The organism is Nocardia aegles (assembly GCF_052545135.1).
On record NZ_JBQWRI010000005.1, the window covers coordinates 428,041 to 447,406 of the forward strand.

At 61.3% G+C, this 19,366-nt stretch carries 23 protein-coding genes; 17 read left to right on the plus strand and 6 right to left on the minus strand.

The window, feature by feature from the left end; translation table 11 throughout:
- Positions 1 to 119 precede the first annotated feature (119 nt).
- Together ACT89H_RS17820 and ACT89H_RS17825 are read left to right on the plus strand one after the other, a co-directional pair.
- A complete protein-coding gene (locus tag ACT89H_RS17820; protein WP_445109730.1) occupies positions 120 to 437 on the plus strand; it encodes a hypothetical protein in 318 nt (105 codons plus the stop codon).
- Positions 438 to 534: 97 nt separating this feature from the next.
- On the plus strand, positions 535 to 741 hold the full coding sequence (locus ACT89H_RS17825; RefSeq protein WP_445109731.1) for a hypothetical protein: 207 nt from the start codon (positions 535 to 537) through the stop codon (positions 739 to 741).
- Between the two features lie 131 nt (positions 742 to 872).
- Here the strand turns inward: ACT89H_RS17825 and ACT89H_RS17830 are convergent, their stop codons facing one another.
- From ACT89H_RS17830 to ACT89H_RS17840, 3 genes are all read right to left on the minus strand, one after another.
- Positions 873 to 1,307, minus strand: a complete 435-nt coding sequence (locus tag ACT89H_RS17830) for a type II toxin-antitoxin system VapC family toxin (RefSeq protein WP_445109732.1) — start codon at positions 1,305 to 1,307, stop codon at positions 873 to 875.
- Complete coding sequence (locus ACT89H_RS17835) at positions 1,304 to 1,546, minus strand: ribbon-helix-helix protein, CopG family (protein ID WP_445109733.1); 243 nt, start codon at positions 1,544 to 1,546, stop codon at positions 1,304 to 1,306. The genes ACT89H_RS17830 and ACT89H_RS17835 overlap by 4 nt, the downstream gene beginning before the upstream one ends.
- A 537-nt stretch (positions 1,547 to 2,083) precedes the next feature.
- Entirely contained in the window at positions 2,084 to 2,851 is a 768-nt protein-coding gene (locus ACT89H_RS17840) for a phosphotransferase (protein ID WP_445109734.1), read from the minus strand.
- 709 nt (positions 2,852 to 3,560) lie between these two features.
- Here ACT89H_RS17840 and ACT89H_RS17845 point away from each other — a divergent pair.
- Positions 3,561 to 4,382 carry a hypothetical protein gene (locus ACT89H_RS17845; protein ID WP_445109735.1) on the plus strand — a complete coding sequence of 274 codons (822 nt, stop codon included), beginning with the start codon at positions 3,561 to 3,563 and terminating at the stop codon, positions 4,380 to 4,382.
- 45 nt (positions 4,383 to 4,427) lie between these two features.
- Here ACT89H_RS17845 and ACT89H_RS17850 read toward each other — a convergent pair whose 3' ends face one another.
- Positions 4,428 to 4,640, minus strand: coding sequence for a hypothetical protein (locus ACT89H_RS17850; RefSeq protein WP_445109736.1), 213 nt, complete (start codon positions 4,638 to 4,640; stop codon positions 4,428 to 4,430).
- Positions 4,641 to 5,087: 447 nt separating this feature from the next.
- Between ACT89H_RS17850 and ACT89H_RS17855 the strand changes: the two genes are divergently transcribed.
- The 4 genes from ACT89H_RS17855 (at position 5,088) to ACT89H_RS17870 (ending at position 7,533) form a co-directional block, all read left to right on the plus strand.
- The gene (locus ACT89H_RS17855; RefSeq protein ID WP_445109737.1) at positions 5,088 to 5,432 is read left to right on the plus strand and encodes a WXG100 family type VII secretion target; all 345 of its coding nucleotides are present in this window, start codon (positions 5,088 to 5,090) and stop codon (positions 5,430 to 5,432) included.
- Positions 5,429 to 5,725 (plus strand): WXG100 family type VII secretion target, encoded by a 297-nt coding sequence (locus tag ACT89H_RS17860; protein WP_445109738.1) that lies wholly within the window; start codon positions 5,429 to 5,431, stop codon positions 5,723 to 5,725. Before ACT89H_RS17855 ends, ACT89H_RS17860 begins: the two co-directional genes overlap by 4 nt.
- A 5-nt stretch (positions 5,726 to 5,730) precedes the next feature.
- The gene (locus ACT89H_RS17865; protein WP_445109739.1) at positions 5,731 to 7,158 is read left to right on the plus strand and encodes an EndoU domain-containing protein; all 1,428 of its coding nucleotides are present in this window, start codon (positions 5,731 to 5,733) and stop codon (positions 7,156 to 7,158) included.
- Positions 7,159 to 7,257: 99 nt separating this feature from the next.
- A complete protein-coding gene (locus ACT89H_RS17870) occupies positions 7,258 to 7,533 on the plus strand; it encodes a hypothetical protein (RefSeq protein WP_445109740.1) in 276 nt (91 codons plus the stop codon).
- A gap of 259 nt (positions 7,534 to 7,792) precedes the next feature.
- Here ACT89H_RS17870 and ACT89H_RS17875 read toward each other — a convergent pair whose 3' ends face one another.
- Positions 7,793 to 8,218, minus strand: coding sequence for a hypothetical protein (locus ACT89H_RS17875; RefSeq protein WP_445109741.1), 426 nt, complete (start codon positions 8,216 to 8,218; stop codon positions 7,793 to 7,795).
- Between the two features lie 1,212 nt (positions 8,219 to 9,430).
- Here ACT89H_RS17875 and ACT89H_RS17880 point away from each other — a divergent pair.
- The gene (locus tag ACT89H_RS17880; RefSeq protein WP_445109742.1) at positions 9,431 to 10,456 is read left to right on the plus strand and encodes a hypothetical protein; all 1,026 of its coding nucleotides are present in this window, start codon (positions 9,431 to 9,433) and stop codon (positions 10,454 to 10,456) included.
- The gene (locus tag ACT89H_RS17885) at positions 10,444 to 10,821 is read left to right on the plus strand and encodes a hypothetical protein (RefSeq protein ID WP_445109743.1); all 378 of its coding nucleotides are present in this window, start codon (positions 10,444 to 10,446) and stop codon (positions 10,819 to 10,821) included. The genes ACT89H_RS17880 and ACT89H_RS17885 overlap by 13 nt, the downstream gene beginning before the upstream one ends.
- Here the strand turns inward: ACT89H_RS17885 and ACT89H_RS17890 are convergent.
- The gene (locus tag ACT89H_RS17890; protein ID WP_445109744.1) at positions 10,812 to 11,288 is read right to left on the minus strand and encodes a hypothetical protein; all 477 of its coding nucleotides are present in this window, start codon (positions 11,286 to 11,288) and stop codon (positions 10,812 to 10,814) included. The genes ACT89H_RS17885 and ACT89H_RS17890 overlap by 10 nt on opposite strands.
- 827 nt (positions 11,289 to 12,115) lie before the next feature.
- Here ACT89H_RS17890 and queC point away from each other — a divergent pair.
- From queC to dbpB (ACT89H_RS17930), 8 genes are read left to right on the plus strand one after another with little or no spacing between them, the layout of a single operon-like run.
- The gene (gene queC / locus ACT89H_RS17895; RefSeq protein WP_445109745.1) at positions 12,116 to 12,820 is read left to right on the plus strand and encodes a 7-cyano-7-deazaguanine synthase QueC; all 705 of its coding nucleotides are present in this window, start codon (positions 12,116 to 12,118) and stop codon (positions 12,818 to 12,820) included.
- Complete coding sequence (queE, locus tag ACT89H_RS17900) at positions 12,820 to 13,461, plus strand: 7-carboxy-7-deazaguanine synthase (RefSeq protein WP_445109746.1); 642 nt, start codon at positions 12,820 to 12,822, stop codon at positions 13,459 to 13,461. Before queC ends, queE begins: the two co-directional genes overlap by 1 nt.
- Positions 13,461 to 13,832 carry a 6-carboxytetrahydropterin synthase QueD gene (gene queD, locus ACT89H_RS17905; RefSeq protein ID WP_445109747.1) on the plus strand — a complete coding sequence of 124 codons (372 nt, stop codon included), beginning with the start codon at positions 13,461 to 13,463 and terminating at the stop codon, positions 13,830 to 13,832. The genes queE and queD overlap by 1 nt, the downstream gene beginning before the upstream one ends.
- The gene (gene folE2 / locus ACT89H_RS17910; protein ID WP_445109748.1) at positions 13,822 to 14,637 is read left to right on the plus strand and encodes a GTP cyclohydrolase FolE2; all 816 of its coding nucleotides are present in this window, start codon (positions 13,822 to 13,824) and stop codon (positions 14,635 to 14,637) included. The genes queD and folE2 overlap by 11 nt, the downstream gene beginning before the upstream one ends.
- 52 nt (positions 14,638 to 14,689) lie before the next feature.
- Positions 14,690 to 15,580, plus strand: a complete 891-nt coding sequence (locus tag ACT89H_RS17915; protein WP_445109749.1) for a hypothetical protein — start codon at positions 14,690 to 14,692, stop codon at positions 15,578 to 15,580.
- Positions 15,577 to 16,716, plus strand: coding sequence for a DGQHR domain-containing protein DpdB (dbpB, locus tag ACT89H_RS17920; protein ID WP_445109750.1), 1,140 nt, complete (start codon positions 15,577 to 15,579; stop codon positions 16,714 to 16,716). The genes ACT89H_RS17915 and dbpB (ACT89H_RS17920) overlap by 4 nt, the downstream gene beginning before the upstream one ends.
- Positions 16,717 to 16,718: 2 nt before the next feature.
- Positions 16,719 to 17,966 (plus strand): tRNA-guanine transglycosylase DpdA, encoded by a 1,248-nt coding sequence (gene dpdA / locus ACT89H_RS17925; RefSeq protein WP_445109751.1) that lies wholly within the window; start codon positions 16,719 to 16,721, stop codon positions 17,964 to 17,966.
- Positions 17,959 to 19,065 carry a DGQHR domain-containing protein DpdB gene (gene dbpB, locus ACT89H_RS17930; protein WP_445109752.1) on the plus strand — a complete coding sequence of 369 codons (1,107 nt, stop codon included), beginning with the start codon at positions 17,959 to 17,961 and terminating at the stop codon, positions 19,063 to 19,065. The genes dpdA and dbpB (ACT89H_RS17930) overlap by 8 nt, the downstream gene beginning before the upstream one ends.
- Positions 19,066 to 19,366: the final 301 nt, after the last annotated feature.

Sequence of the window (19,366 nt, forward strand, 5' to 3'; positions counted from 1 at the left end):
CGGGCGGGCCGGCGCTGTCGGTGATGTCCTGGTTGGCCGGCGGGGGTGTCCCTATGGTTTTCGTCAAGTTGTGGCGGCGGGTGGGCTCTGTCCGTGATCGTCGGATACGTTGGTTTCGGGTGGCGATTCGAGCGGTGGGAGGCTGGCGGATGCACTGGGTGATCGGGGTGGCGGGGCTTGTCGTGGCGGTGGTCGTGATCGGTCGGATCGCGGTGTGGGCGGAGCGTCGGGGCTGGATCTATTGGCGTCATGGGCCCAAGACCGCTGGAGTCGGTTCGGGCATGCTCGGTCAGGTGGAGTCGCTGCTTTCTCCGTCCTATCGGCATGTCGTCGAGGAAGCCCGGTCCAGGCAGATGGTGGGGCTCGACCAGGCAGTCGGCGCAGGCGACGACCCGGTGGTGATCGTGGTGGGCGGCGGCCGGGAGGGTTCGCGCTAGCCGGTGCTCGCTGATGCGGGTGAATCGCGGTAGGGCTGTTTGGTTTCAGCATGGCGTAGAGGACGTCGCAGCGGCGTCTGGCCCGGCAGAGACGGAAATGGCCGCCGTCCTGCTGGGCGTCGCGGTGCTCGGCGCCCAGTACCGAGTGGTCACCCAGCTCGACAAGCCCGAACAGACGTCGGCCGCCGCGGAGCCCCTGATCGCCCGGCTGCCCCGCCTGTCGATGGTCACCGGCCTGTTCGCCCTCGCCTGGCTGATCGTGGTAGTGATGATCGTCCGCCCCGGCTCGACAACAGGCGCATAACGGCTCAGCCGCCGCAGTGCACCCCGCCCTCTCGCGGTGGCGGTTGACGCGGTTGTGCGGTTCAACGTGAGTTGGGAGATACCACCTCGGCCCACACCCGCTGATGCAGTGTGGCCGCGGTGCACAGGTCGCTACGTGTCGGCGGGCAGGATCCGGAACGAGTGGAAACCGGGCGTCAGTGGTTCGATGGCGCGGAAGTCGCGCTGATCGAGGGTGAAGATGCAGTCGGTCTTATATTTGTCGGCGAGCGCGACGCCGACCGCGTCGGCGAGGTCGAGTTGCAGCCCTTCGTATTTGGCTCGGATCGATTGCGCTGTGGACAGGTCGACGTGCTTCAACTCGGCAAGCCGGTAGCGGCCGTCGAGGGCTCGGCCCAGCAGCGCGTCGGTGATCTTCATCGCCGCGGTGAAGCCGAGGTCGCGGCGGGTCAGGTGGTCCAGCTCGGTCAGCACCAGCGGAGATATGACCAGGGTTTCGCGTTCCATCACGCGCAGCGCCCGTGCGTGTTCGTCTTGGTCGGCGTCGAATGCGGCGAACAGCGCCGAGGTGTCGGCGACGATGATCATCGACGGGCTGATCGCTGCTTGATCTGCTGGTAGACGTCCTCGCGCATCTCGTCGACGCTGCGCGAGCGCCCGCTGTGGAAGACGGGCAGCGGCGCGTCGTTGCGGGGCCGGTCGGATGCATCCAGCAGCATCGCGATGCCGCGGCGGATGAGTTCCGCCTTGCTGACCCCGGTTGCCGCGGCCTCCGCGTCGAGCCGGATCTCCAGCTCATCGGGGAGATACACGGTTGTCTTCACCATGCCATATATGGTACCACCCAGAGGATGTCGGGTGGCTTCATTCCATGAATACAAAAAACCTGCGGCGGGTGCCACAGGTTTGAAACAAACTATTTTGGTGCCCTCGGCAGGACACGCAAAACATGGGCAACTGCAAACGGCCTGGTCATAGCGGGTGCATATCCGGTCTGACGATTTGCGGTGCGTCCGCACGGATCGGTTCACCGTTCCCATGCTCGTCGTGCCCACGGCGGGGCACCTCGAACATGGGAACGGGGACGGCCTGCAGTTTTCGGATGGTCGGCTGGTGATCGAAGTCGACTACCAACTGTAGGCCGGACACAACCCGAATAGGAGAATCATCACCGATGAAGTCGTGTGGCGGCTACGGCCATGCAAGTCGTCGACGCAGCCATTCTCCCGACACTTGCGCCGAGCATGCTTGGCGACGGCGCAGTTTCGGCGAATGTGGAGGTGGGGGCATCCGGCTGTTGTGCGCCCAGTAGCCGACCAGTGCACAGAGAAAGGCATCGACGGCGGCGGAGTCGGTTGTGCGGGTCACCGGATGGGGGCGGCAAGGATCGGGTCGGGGTCGATCCCGCTGGCGGCGATCGAGGGTGCCAGCGACACGAGTTCGAGCCACGCGGCGCCGACGCGGGGCCAGGCCCAGTCGATCACCACGACTGTGCCGTCGGGGCGAAGGAGCATGTTGTCCGGCCGCAGATCTGTATGCATTAGGGTTGTACCGTCGGCGGCTTCGGGCCAGGTCGATTCCAACTCGGCCAGCCGATCCAGATTGCGCAGTGACCAACTGTCCAAGTCGACGGGCGGCCCGTGCTCGGCGAAGTGCCGCCAGCAGTTCAGCTCCGGCCCGTAGCTGTCGGCCATCGCGGGCACATCGCGGATCGTGCTAGGCGTCAGCACGTTCGCCAACTGCTCCACCGCCGTGAGCACCGCATCCAGTTCGGCCGGCTTATCGAGACGCGGATGGCAGCCCGCGACGTCGTCGAACACCATGACGAACCACCCGGCGAGCTCGGCGGTGAACTGGACCGCCGGTGTCGGGACCGTGGGCGGTAGCCGCGCTGCGGTGCGTGCCTCGGTCTGGTACATCCCACACAGTTTGTCATCACAGTTGATCACCTTGGCGAAAGCTCTGCGGCCGTCGTTCAACAGCAGCCGCACGGCCGCGCCGTGGCTGTACCCGCCCGTCTGCGTGACCGCCGACCGCACAGGCGCGCCGAGGCGGACCTCGATCCCGGTACGTACCGGCTGCGGCAGCTCATGCCACTCGATCCGATTTGCGGTGCCTTCAGTACCGAACATTGCATGATCATCGGTTGGAGCGCCGCGGACCTCCAGTCATTTATTCGAGGCAGGCGCCTAGACAATGTCCGGGGCCCGCCGGTTTCGCGAGGGGCGCTCGCCCTGAACACCGGCAGAGACAGCTCGGTCCCGACGGGCGACAATGGACTCATGAGTACATGGGTAACTCCATGCACTCACATCGAATCAGCTTACGATTGGCATCGTTGTCAAGAGCGGACCGCATTGGTGGTAGATGGTTTCATTGGGTCGCTGAGCTGCGGATACTTCGATGACTTCATTCCGACGTGACATCGACTGCCGACGTTGGCGAGTGCGGGCCTGGTTGGTTGACGTCAGCCATCAATTGGCGAGTTTGATGACAAGTAGCGACGGCTGACCATCAACCACGCCAGGCACGTGCGATTCCCAGCTTTAGATCGCGGTTCCGGTCAGTGGATTGCGGTGATCGTGTCTTGAGGATTGTCGGGTAGTGGGTCCGCGGCTCAGCCGCACTGGCAGGCATGCCTCAGACCGGAACTTCAAAGGGTCTCACCACTGGAACCGGCGGACGGCGATCCATGTGAATGAGTTCGAGCGATGGTCTTCGAGGACAGCGAGTTCTTGAGCATAGTGGCCGGACACCCGTGGCAGGCGGAAAGTGGCGGCGGAGGCTCGGCTGCCCGGCAACTCCTGGATGCTGTCTGATCGATCGAGGCAAGATGAGGCTATGAGCGGCACAGTTCTCTATGACGGCTACTGCGGTGAGCCCATCGCCTGGGCACGGGTCGGCGAGCCTGTCATCGGGCATGAGTGGACTGAGCACGGCAGAGTAGCGATTACCGGGCGTCTGAGCCCGGCTGATGCGGCACAGAAGTACGGCCCGGTCACAGAGGTGGTGCTCGGCCGGAACGGCGGCTTCAAGTCGGTCACTTACGGTACCACGAAGTTCATCTCCAGGTTCGTGGACCCACGGGGTACCGGGTTGTATGACGACGCCGTTGTCGTTGTAGACGACCCCGCCAGGGAGAACTACGAGTGCCCGGACTGCGGGGCTGCGCCCGGTGCGCAATGCGTGAACAAGAAGGGACAATCCTGTGCGACACACAGGAAGCGGTCCAACGGACGCAGCCGCTGGGAGATTGAGCGAACACAAGAAGCAGAACGGGTAGCCTATGAGGAAGCCCGAGCCGCGGAGCAGTGGAAACGCGATATGGCTACGCCGCCCGCCGTCGGCGCAATCATAGAGATCAAGCGATGGAAGCCGGTCGAGCCCCCCGTATGGGAACGGGTTCCCGATGTCCCCGAACGTGTCACTGTTGAGCGAACTTATGCCAACCGTACGGTTGGTGGCACTGCTGAGAGCGGCGCTCGAGTGTTTCTGGCGCGCAACGAGGTTACCGGTGATTGGTCCATAATCTGTGGTCAGCCGACATCGATGCGCTTGCCGTGCAGGAACGGCGTCGCCGGGGTGCAGTGTCGGACTCGCCACAAGATAGGACTGCGTCTACGCGAGGACACGCCGTGGGATCGAAGCGTCGATTACGCATAGCGACGCGGGAACATGGAGACGAGAACCTACACCTGCGCTCCGCCGTCATACCTGGTGAAACATTCGATCGCCGCCGAGGAGTCCGTCGTCCAGGTGAAGTGTTGTTTCACCGCACATGACTGCCCGCCGCCGCTCGGGCACGCCGCCTGGCATGAGTGGCGCATGCAGTGGCGTGAGGTCGCCAGCCAGTTCCCCGACGGTGTGGAACACGTCCGCAAGGCGGTGACCATCCGAGGAGTCGCCGGCGGTGGTGGCCATCGTCGATGTTCGTCACCGAGCCCATTCTCATCGGACTCCTACGGATCGCACCACCGCGGCGCAGTCCCTACTGCGTGTCCCCGGACGGCTCCGTCGTCTTCCACCAGTGACCCAGCCGGAAGCGCAGCGCTCCAGTGAAGACGACCGATCCCGACCAGGGAACAGCGACGAGGAGAATCGGCATCGCTCAGCAGCTGCCCTCGATGAGTAGCAGGTAGGTCGCCTCCGAATGCGCCACACATTCAGCGAGAGTCGCCGGTACCGGCACTGGGCAGGACACGCGAAACATGGGCGACTGGGAAACGCTTGGTCATCGTGGGTAGCTATCCCATCTGAGGGACTGATCAGTACGACACCGTGTGGTTGAGCGAGCGGTGTCGGACGTGGTGTTGCGTTGCACGACGCAGCGGGATTGACACCCCTGGAGGTGATCGCTACGGTCCAGCCATGACTGATGGGGGAGATTCAGCCTCCGGCGCAAGCATTTCGGTTGTGCCGGAGAAGGTTAGAGAGGTCGGGCAATACACCTACGAGCTAGCGGAATCCTTGCAGTCCGCCCTGCGGTCCGTAGCTCAGGACGTCGCGGCTTTGCTCGACGGGGGCTGGTCTGGCGGCGCAGCGACCGACTTCTCCGCAGGGTGGCCCGAGGTCCGCGGTGGGGGAGTTCAGATCATCACGGCGTTGAGGGAGATGGCTGAAAAGCTTGGTGTTTCCGCCCAAACCTACGAAAGCCGCGACTGCACCAACGCATCAGCGTTGAACACCTCGGCATCCAGCCTGGAGCTTCCATGAGCGAGTTCACCGTCGATGTCGACCACCTGGACCAGATCGTCGCTAGGTTGTCCGGCCTGGCCGGATTCATCAGTGATCACCTCGACGACATCGACGACAAGGTAGCAGGACTCACCGGTACCGGTTGGGAAAGTATCGCAGGCCGGGCCTATTTCGAAGCGCATACGAAATGGGTCACAGCCGCACGGGAGTTCGCGGAGGGTGTCCGCGACATGAGCGACGCCGCCCGCAAGGCACACACGAAGTACATCAACGCTGCCGAGGTCAACAAGCTGATGCTCAACGGCGGATAACGCCCATGGGATGGACCATCGATTCCGGCATCTACTTCGATGCGGCCAAGAAATGCCAGCTGCTCGCCAGCGACATCTCTCTCGCATTGGGTCCATTGCTGTCCACGTTGGTCCACGAGTGCGGCGGAATGGCAGGCAACCACGAGAAGTGCCAGGCATGGATCACCGCCTACGACCAGTACGCCAGCGAGATAGTCCAACTGACAGCGGCCCTGGCGAACGCACTGCAGCGATACGGCGATGTGCTTGCCGCCACCGGCTACAACTGGTGGCAGGCTAACCGCTCCACCACCAGCGGCACCGAACCGACACGTCCAACAGAGTCCCAACTGCTGTACGACACCGGGATGGACTTCCCCGCTACCGCCAAGGGAGACAACGGATCCGGAATCGACAGCCCGATCACGGGCCTACTGGAGAAGGTCGGCAAGATCCCCAACGGGGACGTCACCAAGTTGCACACCGCCGCGGAGGCGTGGAAAACGTTCTCCGAGCACACGAACATCACCGGGGCCGCAGACCGGATCAAGGGCATCAATGCCAAGTTCGCCGGCAGCACCGACCCGAACATCATTGCGATCGAGGAGAAACTGTCAACGCTGCAGAAAGCCGCGGAACTGTTGGCTCAGGCGGCGAAAGCGTTATACGGACCGGTCCAGGGACACTACGACGCTCTCGACAAAATGCGCTCCGACATCCAGAAAGCTGTCTCCGACGCCAACAAGGAGCTCGCTGCATCGATAGCTGTCACGATCGCGGTCGTCGGGGTCCTAGCCGTCGTAACTGGCGGTGTAGCCGCTGGGCCTGCCGCCGCGGGTGGCGCTGCGGTGACGACAGAAGTCGTCACGGCGGCGGCAGCGGTTATCCGCACTGCTGTTCATGCCAGTGACCTCATCCACATCTACGAGGCGGTCACTTCCGTTGGTTCTGCCGGCTCGGGGGTGTTCTCGGCCATCCCCGACCTCTCTCAGGGCGGCACCAAAGCCGCTCTCGACGGTATCGCGGCAATGACGATCAAGCTGACCGATGGTGGCAGTGGCGGGAACCAGTGGGACAAGGTGGAGGGGGCGAAGCCCAACCCGGCGAAGATTACTATTTCTCAGAAACGGCGGATCCATATCCTCGACGGCGACGGGAGTGACGACATCAACGGTGGTGGGCACGCGCCCGGGACTGGAATGCCCAACAAGACCGAGTTCCCTGACACCGATGACTGGGAAGACGACAAAATCATCGACCGAATAGTCGACGTCGCGAAGAATCCGGACCAGCCGCCAGTCCTCCAGGACAACGGCAACTGGAAAGTCAACGGCACCCGCAACGGCGTCCAAATCGAAGTCATCGTCGCTCCTGACGGCTCAGTCGTGACCGGCTACCCCATCGGCGGCGAGGGTGTAGTCAGGAACGACGCGAATGGTGACCCGATCAAATAGGCTAGGAGAGCGATGAATCCGGACAGGGCGGCACGAGAAGCGCGAAAGCGTCAGCGAGACCCGCAAGCTATCGAAGCCCGTAACCGTCGGCTCAACAAGATGAGCAAGGACTCGCGAGACCTTCTCGAGAGCGTCGCCGACCGTCTGCCTCCTGACCTGGTCGACAGCTACCGGACCTATAGCGACGTTGGTGAGTGGGCGATGCTGGTCGACGTGCTGTGCGCCAGTCTGATCAAGCGCCGGATCCCGGTCACTGAAGCGGAACGCGATGCCGTGGCGAACGTGCTCGGCCAGTTCAATCCCCCAGTGGAGGGATACCGCTACCTCAGCGACCCCCAAGGCGTGCTTTCCGAGCTCAACGTGGTCACCGCGTAAATCCTCGTGATTCGATCGGGCTGAACGGCGGAGTCGTGCGCGGCGGCTGTACGGTTCCGACTGCTACCTCCGGTAGCGGTTTGTTGGTCGGGACATCGACGAAGCAACGAATACTGGCCAAATGGCCACAATCGAGACTGTTCGTCGCTCCATCAGCGCTGTGGTAGCGTTTCCAGGCGCCTGCTGGAGGCGTGGCTCACTGATCCGGGGTTTCCGGCGAACCTGCGGCGAGCTCAAGGTGCTCAGCACCCCACGCACTCTATTCTGACAACTGGTCGTTCCACAGGAACCACATGGCCTTGAAGCGTTGCCGCCGGACAGCGTGGAGGGCATTGGTGTGTCGATAGACAAGAAGCGGAAGCGTGCGGCCAGGAGCCTGCAGAAGGCCACTGGACTGAAATACCGGTGGTGCCTTGACTGGAGCGCCGTACCGATTGCCGGTACTAATGTACAGAACCTGGCAGTGCCCGAGGCGCCGTCGGCGCACCAGCGTGGTCTGGAGGCGATGGCTGTCGATGTGCTCGTCAACGCGATGCAGGGCAGACAGGTCGAGTGCGCCGTCCTGGGAGTGGACGCTATCGCCGCGGCCTCCGACGGCCCATTGCGGCTTCGGCTGAACCCAGCGATGGCCGACGGTGTCGTTACTGCTCTGCTTCCGCGGATAGACCAATGTGGCCGACTGCACGGGGTGCCCGGTCTTCGGCCCTACCCGGATGCCCGCGGGCTACTGATGGCTGATGTCTCCGGACGCGCCGGCCTGCTGCTTTCATTGCCCGATTCCAGCCCGCTCGACCCGCGACGAGGCCTTGGGAAAGAGTTGGCTCTTTGGCGATGGTCACCGTTGCGTCTAACCGACGCCGAAAGGGAGGCCCGGCGTGCGTGGTGGCAGCTGGACAGGATCGCAGGCTGGCCGCGGGCCTGCAAGTCTGCAGGCGGTGGAAGGCCGAAATCTGTTGTGGAGTAGACTTCTTCGCCGGGTTCACCTGCTGAACGACCTAGCGATCGAACACGGGCATCTCACCGCCTACTCGTTGAACTGTGAGTACTTCGTCGTCGAGTGGTGCTGCGGACCGGAGCCTGATTCATTGGTCGATGCGATCCGGCGAAGTGGCATGAGAATAACGTCCCCGGAACGGTGTGTCGTGACGGGCCTGGAATCGGACAAATGGGCCAGCGCGAGCGAGATGTTCTGCAATATCGGCGGAGGATATATCGACTTCCGCTGGTGCCGACCATGCATACACACCACCGCGGAGTCCGGCGGAGCGATCCGGTGATGTCAGCTGCAGTATTCGGGCTGACGGCGGTTCCGCTGGTAAGCCTCGTCCTTTTCGGCATGATTCGCGAAACAGGGCGGACAGTGCGCGATATCATCATTGTCCGTGCGATAGTCCAGCTGATCGCCGACGCCGACAGCGGCCACCGAGCCCAGCTATGCCACACGCTCGCCGCGGACTCGGCAGCACTACACAGCACAGTTCTCCAGGATCCACACCACTGGGGCATGGTCCTCTGTCGAACTTGCAGATCACACGCGAGGAAGGGGAGGCGGGATGAACTGCGTACGGTTGCTATTCCCGGGCTCAAGTTGGAATTACGCGGCGATCTGATCATCGACTGCGACCGCCCTTGCACTGGGCCTCCTGCAGCGATCAGGTACAACACCCTGCGGCGGAGCTCCGCCGGATAACGCCTTCGCGCGAACGAGTCTCCTTCAACGACGCCGTGACCAAGAAGTCAAGCGAATCGATTCCGTAGAACCGGCGAACATCACGGCGACGTGATGACCAATCCCCATTATGGTGCTGACGAACGCTGTAGTAGCGGGGGATTGCACGGTTGCTTGTGTGGGTGTGTGCTGTGGGGTATGCGTCGATGGGATCCGCTCTGCGTGCGAATGTTGGATGTGCTGCGGGTGATCGCTGCTGGCGATTGCTTTGATGATGCTGGGTCTGTGATGAAGGTGTCAGCGCGAGCGCTGGAGGCGCGTGGGTTGGTGACCATTACGAGGCGGGGTGGGTGGTCTGCGGAGGTTACGGATGCGGGCCGTTTCTATCTCGAGCATGGGCATCATCCTGATCGCCCGGCCGACGATGGCCCGTCCGGTGCTGCGGCTGCGAGAGTGCGTGTGCGAAAACCCAAGCAAGCGCTGCCCGAACAGAAGCGGCGGCGGTCGGCACCGGCGGCTACGGCTCGGGTTGCCGAGGATCGGCGGGCCGCGGCGGCAAAGCTGGTCGCGGACTTGGTGGGTGGCGGCCGATTTGTGGTCGAGCAGCCGAGTGATGAGTCGGTTGCCGAGTGGCGCAAGGTCGTCGATTTCGCCAAGCGTCACGATATGGTGCCGGCGGGCCATACGTTGGTGAGGCGCCGGACGTATCTCGGTGCCCTGGAGATCGTGCTAGTGGCTGGGACGCACCCGAATTCCAATCCCGCCAAGAGCGACCCCGCCCACCGGGTGTTGGTTCCTGAGCGGGTCGATGAGCTGCATCCCCTGCTCGTGGGTTTGTCCGACCTCGCTGCGGTATTCGATATTTCAGCGTCGCTGGTGCCGCGGTCGCAGAGGCATATGCACACGATCCTGGTCGAGGCCGCAGCGCGGGGATACGCGGTCGACTGGGCGGAGAACCCGGCCGACGGTGCGGAAATCACCGCCTGCAACCTGGTGTTCCAGGTGTCTTTGGCCGAGGAGACTGAGGAACGCGAAGTCCTGCCCGATCCGGATGAACTGAACGCTCGGAAGGGTATACGAGTGGCAGCGGTTCGGCCGACCAAGCGCGTGATGCCCTCGGGGCGGCTGGTGCTGTCGCTCACCCACGTAGGCGACCCGAACTCTCCGTATCGCAGGTGGGTGGGCGGATCGAAAGCGGTGGTGCGTCGAGGATCGCGTCGTTGGAGGCTGTACCGCTTCGAGTGCGCGAGGTAGAGGATCTGCGTGTCGCCGCCGAGGAAGCCGCGGACCGACGTCGGCGCGAATGGGAGGCGGCGATGGGTCGCGCGCGTGCTGAGTTGACCGAGCACAGTCGGGTCTCGGCTCTCGACAAGCAATTGGCTGATTGGAAACGGGCTCAGGCGATCCGCGCCTTCTGCGCTGCATGCGAACAGCAGACAGGTACCGAGGTGGAGGTGGACGGGTGGCTGCAGTGGTGTCGTCAGTATGCCGACCGCATCGACCCAGCGTTGAACGGTACGGCCACATCGCCCGAGATCGACATGAAACCAGAAAACCTTCGGCCCTATCTGCGGCATTGGAGCCCGTATGGGCCGGACGGGCAGCGGACCTACTGGTGATCTGAGTCGCGTTGATGCGCTTGGCGTAGAGCTTCCAGCGGGATGCCGAGATCGCGTTCGATCGCGTCGGCGCCGCGCTCATCTCCCGATGAACGTAGAGCTGTGATGGCTCGCTCGATGAGTGCGCCCAATCGGTACACCTCGGCTCGGAAGGCAAGCAGTTCATCGTAACCCTCGCGAGCTTCCGCGCCGCACCACTGCCGCACCAACTCCCGGGCTGGTGCAAATTCTTGGTCCGCCTCTGCGCAGATTTCGGCGCTGATCCAACCATCGCTGGCACTGCTCGATGCGTACCCCCACCGGTTGTGACGTTGAGCTTCTGCTTCGCTCTCCTCGATCTGTGGCAGGACGACGTCGGCGAACTTGCGGGCGAGGCTTTTCGCGATGACTTGGGTCACACGCCAGGGCACCAGCAGGCTGCCTTTATCGTCGACAAACGACGCAGGGTCACCGGCGATGAACTCCATGTCGAGGTCGAGATCTTCGGCGAGAGCGTCGACATCATGGATCTTCAGGATGCCGGAGTCGCAGTTGTACAGGAATTTAACGAGGTCATAATCGGGAGGCCGCTCTCGAGCATGTCGAGGGCACGGCTTTCAGTGCTGTCGCGAATGTATTCAGACCCGTCACGCAACGTCGCCCAGCGCTGTTCGCGGGCTGACTACGCGTCGGCCTGGTCCCACGACACGGTACTTTGAGACGCCCGGGCGGCACCCATTCCGATCGTCCTTCGAATCGGTCGTCGGTGAACTTGACCAGCACACGCGGTGGCTTGGCAGTGCCGAGCCGAAGCACTTCCACACAAGTGACTGGGTCGGTTCCTCGCTGCCGATACGCCCAGAGTTCGCCGACAGCCACCTCGGCTAGATCACGCGGCATGTCTGTCTCCATCGACGATGCAGTGCTCCTCATGGCGGATCTGCTCGGCACTCGTTGCCGTGACTGTCCGCTAGGCGTGTCAGTCGCCCAGTCCGGCTCTCGCTGCAAGCGTGCGAGATCAGGACTCGTCCACCCGCCTGGTGACCGCGCCACTGGCTCTGAAACCCTACCGCCTGCACGAACGTTAAGACCCGCAGCGTAGATCCCATTTGCTTTGCTACGCAGCACGATGCGGTCCCGAGGTGTCTTTGGCCGTATCGTGGACACTTCCGTAGTAGGCCACCTGCGCCGAACTGCATTGCTGTAGTTTACTGACACACAGCTGGCCAGAAACTGCGCCCGGCTGCGTTGATGATAGCTGCAGTTTTTGGTGCTGCCGCTCGCGCGCGACGAGCGGGTAATCGTAGGAGGCGATATGGGCAAGAAGGCGATAGTGCTCTTGAGTGGGGGTCTGGACTCCTCGACGGTGCTAGCGATTGCACAGAGCGAGGGGTACGAAACCTACGCGCTTAGCTTTCGCTATGGCCAACGTCACAGTGTGGAACTCGAAGCTGCGGGCCGCGTGGCCAAGGGTTTAGGAGCCGCAGGGCATGTCGTAGCCGACATAGACCTGAGGATATTCGGTGGGTCCGCGTTGACCGCGGATATCGAGGTTCCCCATCACGACCATGCCGATCAGATCGATGCTGACGAGATTCCGATTACCTATGTGCCTGCTCGGAACACGATCTTTCTGTCTTTCGCCCTGGCCTGGGCTGAAACGCTGGACGCGAGCGACATATTCATCGGTGTCAACGCACTGGATTACAGCGGATACCCGGATTGTCGACCCGAGTACATAGCGGCATACGAGAATATGGCGGATTTGGCCACGAAGGCGGGGGTCGAGGGGCGTCAGCGACTTAAGATCCATACCCCGCTCATCCGGCTCACCAAGGCACAGACCATCGAGCGGGGTTTGGCACTCGGCGTGGATTACAGCCTTACCCACAGTTGCTATGACCCCGCGGCCGATGGGGCAGCATGTGGAACATGTGATTCATGCCTCCTCCGCATCAGGGGCTTCGAGGAACTCGGTCTGTCTGACCCGGCGTCGTATGTAGACGCAGGGGTGGCTTGATGGCCTATCAAGTCAAAGAACTCTTCTACACTCTCCAGGGCGAGGGTGGGAATGCCGGCCGCCCGGCGGTGTTCTGCCGGTTTGCGGCCTGCAACCTCTGGAATGGTCGCGAGTCGGGTCGCGCTCGCGCGATCTGCAAATTCTGCGATACCGACTTCGTGGGCACTGACGGCCCCGGCGGTGGAAGCTTCGCGAACGCAGCCGCGTTGGCGTCGGCAGTCTTGGCGGCTTGGGAGGGGATCTCGCATCCCAGGTCACGGCTGCTAGTTGTCTGCACCGGCGGGGAGCCGTTGCTTCAACTGGATCAGCCGCTGGTCGACGAACTACACGCCGTTGGTTTCGAAATAGCGGTCGAAACCAACGGCACGAAGCCCGCGCCGGAGGGATTGGATTGGATCTGCGTCAGTCCAAAGGCTGGCGCAGATCTTGTCCTCACGTCGGGCGACGAACTGAAGCTGGTCTACCCCCAGGTGGAAGCACCGCCGGAACTATTCGAATCTCTCGATTTTTCGTCCCTGCTCCTGCAACCGATGGATGGCCCGTTGCTCCAGGAGAACACCAAGGCGGCGATCGAGTACTGCCTTCAGCATCCGCAATGGAGGTTGAGCATCCAGACCCATAAGTACATAGGAGTCAAGTGATGGAGATCTATCGTGAGTTCACGTTCGAAGCGGCGCACCGGCTCCCGAACGTGCCCGAGGGACATAAATGCGCGCGGTTGCACGGGCATTCGTACCGGGTAGTAGTTCACGTTTCTGGCGAGGTGGAACCAGAGACGGGCTGGGTTATGGATTTCGCCGATCTCAAGAAGGCGTTTGCGCCGCTGTCCGATCAGTTGGACCACCACTACCTCAATGAGGTTCCAGGGTTGGAAAATCCGACCAGCGAAGTGATCGCACGATGGATCTGGGTCCGGCTGGTCGGGCATTTGCCGCTGTCGCAGGTGGTTGTAAAAGAGACTTGTACCTCCGGATGCGTGTACCGAGGGGAGGACGAGTCGGATGTTGGCTGATGTGCAAGCGGAGCCCGATATGCGCGGAGTCCCGCTCGCCGAGGTCGGGATTGAGGAGTTGCGGTACCCGCTGTTGATCGCAGACGGTCAGGGTGGCAAGCGCGAAGTAGTCGCAACCGTCAGCATGTCGGTCGGCCTTGACGCGAATGTCAAAGGCGCGCACCTGAGTAGGTTCATCGAGGTGCTACACGACTGGCGCGAGCAGTTGGGGCCGGACAATACTCTCGGGATGGTCGATGAACTCCGGCGGCGGATGGGAAGCGACTCGGCACGAGTCAAACTGTCGTTCCCGTACTTCCTCGAACGTCGTGCTCCAGTCTCCGGTATCCCGTCGTTTGTCGACTACGGGTGCGAACTTGAGGTTGCGGCTACAGGTTCGGGTGCTGACCTGATACAGCAAGTGCAGGTCCCGGTGACCAGCGTCTGCCCATGCAGCAAGGCGATCAGCGATCGTGGTGCCCACAACCAGCGAGGCTACGCCACGATCGGTGTGCGACCGCGCGACCCGCGCGGTGACCTCTGGTTCGACGACCTCATCGACGTCGCGGAGTCGTCTGGATCGTCGCCGGTCTACACCCTCTTGAAGCGGCCTGACGAGCGACATGTCACCATGGCCGCCTACGACAAGCCGGTGTTCGTCGAGGATATGGCCCGGAACGCGGCGATGGCGCTCCAGCGTGACCACCGCATCGCCGCGTATCGCGTTCGCATCGTCAACGAAGAGAGCATCCACAATCACCTGGCTTATGCGGTGATTCCATGGACAGCGGTGGCCACGGTCGATGGGAGCCGTGATGGACAGTAGTGCCCCCGAACCGCCTGTCCATATCGTTGTCACTTGCACGAACCGTAAGCGGATGGCGGTACCCGCGCAGCTGATGTTGGGGAGCATTGGCGACCTGCAGCCCCGCAACCGATTTGACACTTGGATCCACCGCCTCAACGCGGAGGGACCGACCACCCCGGCGCAAGACTTGTACTGCGGAGAGCATTGGAACATCGCCCGAAATCTCCCAGCCCTGGTCGGAGGGCATAACAAGCTGTGGATTTGCTCGGCTGGGTATGGACTTATTCGCGACCAGACGAACCTGCACCCCTACATGGCGACCTTCACGCCCGGAAACCGAGATTCCGTTGGCCGCAGTCGTGTGGAATCCGTCGACTGGTGGCGGCGGCTTACTGACTGGCCAGGGCCACAATCAGATCAGCCACGATCCTTTGCGGATCTGGCTCGGCGAGATCCTGACGCAACGATCATCGCAATTCTCTCGAACACATACCTGTACGCCTGCGCTGAAGACCTTCGCGTGGCTAAAGAGTTGCTACGTTCTAAGGACCGGTTCGTAGTTATGGGCGCGAACCAAGCTGTTCCCGAACTGGAAGATGTAGTCATTCCGATCCCGGCACGCCTGCGCTCGGTTGTTGGGGGAAGCCTCCACGCGCTTCAGGTACGTGCCGCGGCTCATCTGCTGCCTCTTGCAGTGGCCGACTCGGGCGATCTCGGCCTGCGGAGCCTGCGCGTCGTCGCTCAGCGTGCCATCGACAATTCACCGGTCGATCCGAGTCGGCGGGCTCCCGGTGTCCGTATGGACGACAGAGCGGTTCGGGAATACATCGACAGGCACCGACACGTGGCCTCTGTGAGTGCGACCAAACTGTTGCGGCAGTTGCGTGAATCGGGGTTCTCTTGTGAACAGGGGCGCTTCAAGAAGCTATTCCACGAGACGATGCAGGAGGTGGCTGCATGACATCGGGGAGTCAGAACCTTCTGCGGAGACGTGCTCTCTGCCTGTCCCAGTCAGGCAAGCACCCGCTGTATGTCTTCACCCTCAGGGCTGAGGAGATACTGCAGGTTGCCGATATCTCGCGAGTCAGCCGGGACGAGGCCGGTAAATTAATCGGATACCAGCGACCTGAGGTTCGGCGCCATATCCAGGATATCGTCGAGTACCTCGACGGCGTCGAGGCGATCTTCCCCAACCCGATAATCATGGCGCTGTCCGACCGGGTGCAGTTCCAGGCGATCCGCGGTAACAGAATGCCTGGGGACGAACTGGGAATCACCGGCACCGTGACTATACCTTTACCAATGAATGGACGGACGAAGCCTGCCTGGATAGTCGATGGGCAACAGCGGGCACTTGCACTTTCGAGAATAAAGAAGAAGGATTTTCCGGTTCCGGTTACTGCATTCATCGCTGACTCTGTGCAGATTCAGCGAGACCAGTTCATTCGCGTAAACAATACTCGCCCGCTGCCCCGAGGTCTCGTAACCGAACTACTGCCCGAAGTTGATAGCAAGTTACCGCCGAGGCTAGCGCTGCGTAAGGCGCCCTCGGAACTTTGTGATGTGTTGAATACCGACGAGCGATCGCCGATGCAAGGTATGATTCGCCGCTCATCGACGAAACAAAACGCTAACGTAAGAGCGGTGATAACTGATACTGCTATCGTCGATATGATTCAGGAAAGTCTCACTTCACCCTCCGGATGCCTGTACCCATATCGCGATGTGCGGCAGAACGAAACTGATTTCGATGGTATTATTCATGCATTGGTGACATATTGGTCTGCTGTGCGTGATACATTTCCTGATTCTTGGGGTAAACCGCCCAGTAAGAGTCGCCTTATGCACGGTGCAGGAATACGGGCAATGGGGAGATTAATGGATCGCATACTGGGAACGGTCGACGCCCGCGATGCGCACGCAGATGAAACAATCCGAAAGCATCTCGAACTGGTTGCGCCGCATTGCTGTTGGACCTCGGGTACTTGGGATGGGAACGGCATGCGGTGGAACGAGGTTCAAAATGTTCCCAAGCATATACAAGAGTTGTCGAACTACCTGATTCGCGCGTATCTCAATGCGAGGGCGGGCGTCTGAGAATGAAATTCTACTTTCCAGACAGTCAGGATTTGGTTAGTCCGACGTATGACTTTATGCATGACGAGTACTTGGCTACGCGAGTGCGTCAACGAGATGACCTGTACGCTCACGAAGTGCTGGCCAAGCCGGCCTACAACGGAATCCTGGTATCGAAGGCTATCGTGGACGGCTCGGTCCGCGGCGCCGGAAAGTACTCATCGCCACAGAGGCATCGTTTATATAGGCTGGGTGTGCGGGACTTCTTCCGGCTGCCTGACGGTGTGGCGACTTTGGGGGATTGCGGCGCGTTCAACTATGTAGACGAACCGGTTCCGCCCTATACGGTAGACGAGGTCTTGGACTTTTATGAAGAGTGCGGGTTCGACGCTGGCGTGAGTGTCGATCATGTGATCTTTGGATACCAGAGGCCGGGCATTTTCAACGAACCCGACCAAAAGTGGACGGAGCGCCGTCTCATCTCTCTTCGATATGCTGAGAAATTTCTAGCTGCGGTAGATGCTAGGAAATCAACAGTCGAACCGGTGGGTGCAGCGCAGGGGTGGGATCCGGCCAGCTATGCTGACAGTGTTGTCCAACTGCAGAAGATGGGATACAAACGTATCGCCCTTGGGGGTATGGTCCCACTGAAGACGCCGGACATTCTCGACTGTCTGCATGAGATAGCTGAAATACTGGCAAGTGATACAGAGCTGCATCTACTTGGTATCACACGACTGGAATCCATTGGCGTTTTCGAAAGTCTTGGAGTGGCCAGTTTCGACAGTACTTCCGCCTTCCGGCAGTCGTTCATGGATGACCGAGACAACTACCACACTCACTCGTCGACCTACACGGCTATCCGTGTTCCGCAGGTTGATGCCAACGTGGCACTCAAACGAGCGATACTCTCAGGGAAGGTATCTCAACGCGCAGCTCTGGAAGCTGAGCGCAGTTGCCTGGCCGCGCTGCGAGAATTCGACCAGGGCGCCTGCAATGTTGCCGACGCCCTCGATGAAGTGCTGGCCTACGAGAAGATCGTAGGAGTTAAGAAGAGCTATCGCGATGCATACCAGCGAACTCTTGAGGATGCGCCATGGAAATCGTGTGACTGCGGACTGTGCGTTAAACATGGCATTGAAATAATGATATTCCGTGGTACGGAGCGCAATAAAAGACGCGGATTTCATAATCTGTCAGTTCTTGCAGCCAAGATGAACGCGCTCCATGCAGAACCGTTGCCAACCCAGGAGGAGATTTCACATGGCTGATCGCTACGACATCCGGGTTCCGGCACTACAAGTGCGACAGGGCGACCGGCATATCTACTGCTTCGGGATCGACGGCAAGCGACTGCTCGACTTCACCAGCGTATCGCGTGTACGACGGACCAACGAAGGCATCCTCGACGGCTATCAGCGGCCCGAGGTACTCAGCCATATCCGCGCAATCCGGCGATATGTGGAGTCCCCAGAGGCCATGCTTCCGAACGCCATCGTCCTGGCTTTCGACGACCGCGTCCGATTCGAGCCCAGTCGACAGTTCAGCCCGGTCGACTATTCGATCACCGGCGATCTGGTTATTCCGATCGACGAGGCTCTCGACGAAGCGGAGAAGCCAGGCTTGCTTGTGGATGGACAGCAACGGGTAGCCGCGATCCGCGACGCTGACGTCGATGAATTCGCAGTCGCCGTGGTGGCATTCATCGCCGAAGGACAGGACGAGCAGCGTTCGCAGTTCATCCTCGTCAACAACACCAAACCTCTCCCCAAAGGCCTGATTCACGAGTTGCTGCCAGATTCGGCTGGCTACCTCCCGCCGAAGTACGCGCGGCGGAAACTCCCCGCGGAAGTAATGGTCCGGCTCAACACAGAGGAAGACAGCCCGTTCTGCGGCGCGATCGCAACCCCGACCTCGCCGGACGGACGAATCAAGGACAACAGTGTCCTGAAGATGATCGAGAACAGCCTGTACCACGGTGTCCTTTACCAATACCGGAATCCCGAGGACGGGACGGGCGATGTCGAGCAGATGGTCCTGCACCTGAAGATCTTCTGGAAACTGATCGAGTCCATGTGGCCGATCGAATGGGCGTTGCCGCCGCGGAAGTCTCGATTGACCCATGGGGTCGGTATCCAGTCGCTCGGCTATGTAATGGATGGCCTGACCGCCGAGCGTACGGCCGACCAACTTGTGGGAAGTGGGTTGGAGAGCAAGTTGGACGGATTGCGGGATGTCACAGCGTGGACTGGAGGGACGTGGGATCTTGGGCCAGAGGATCAGCGTCGGTGGAACTCGTTGCAGAACACACCGAACGACATAAAGCTGCTAACCAATGTCCTGGAGAAAGCTGTGGGTCTCCGTCCCTAGCCAGCGGTGTGGGGCCGTCGACGAAGTACGTGATGGTGCGCGCGTGATCGGTCGAGAACTGCATCTGCCGAAGCCATGTACCGAGACGTCGGCCCGCTGTGGAGAGGCGAACGTGACCGAAAGCGTGTAGTTCGCCGCCAAGGCCACGCTGGCCAAGAAGATGCTCGGCCCCGTGCGCTGGACCCCGGGGTCGTCCCCGGCACGGTCGGTGACAGGTAGCCGAGTTCGTCGATCATCAGCAGTTGCGGGTCGGCGCAGAAATGTATCGTGCTGGCCCGCGGTCTTCGACCTGAGTTAGGAC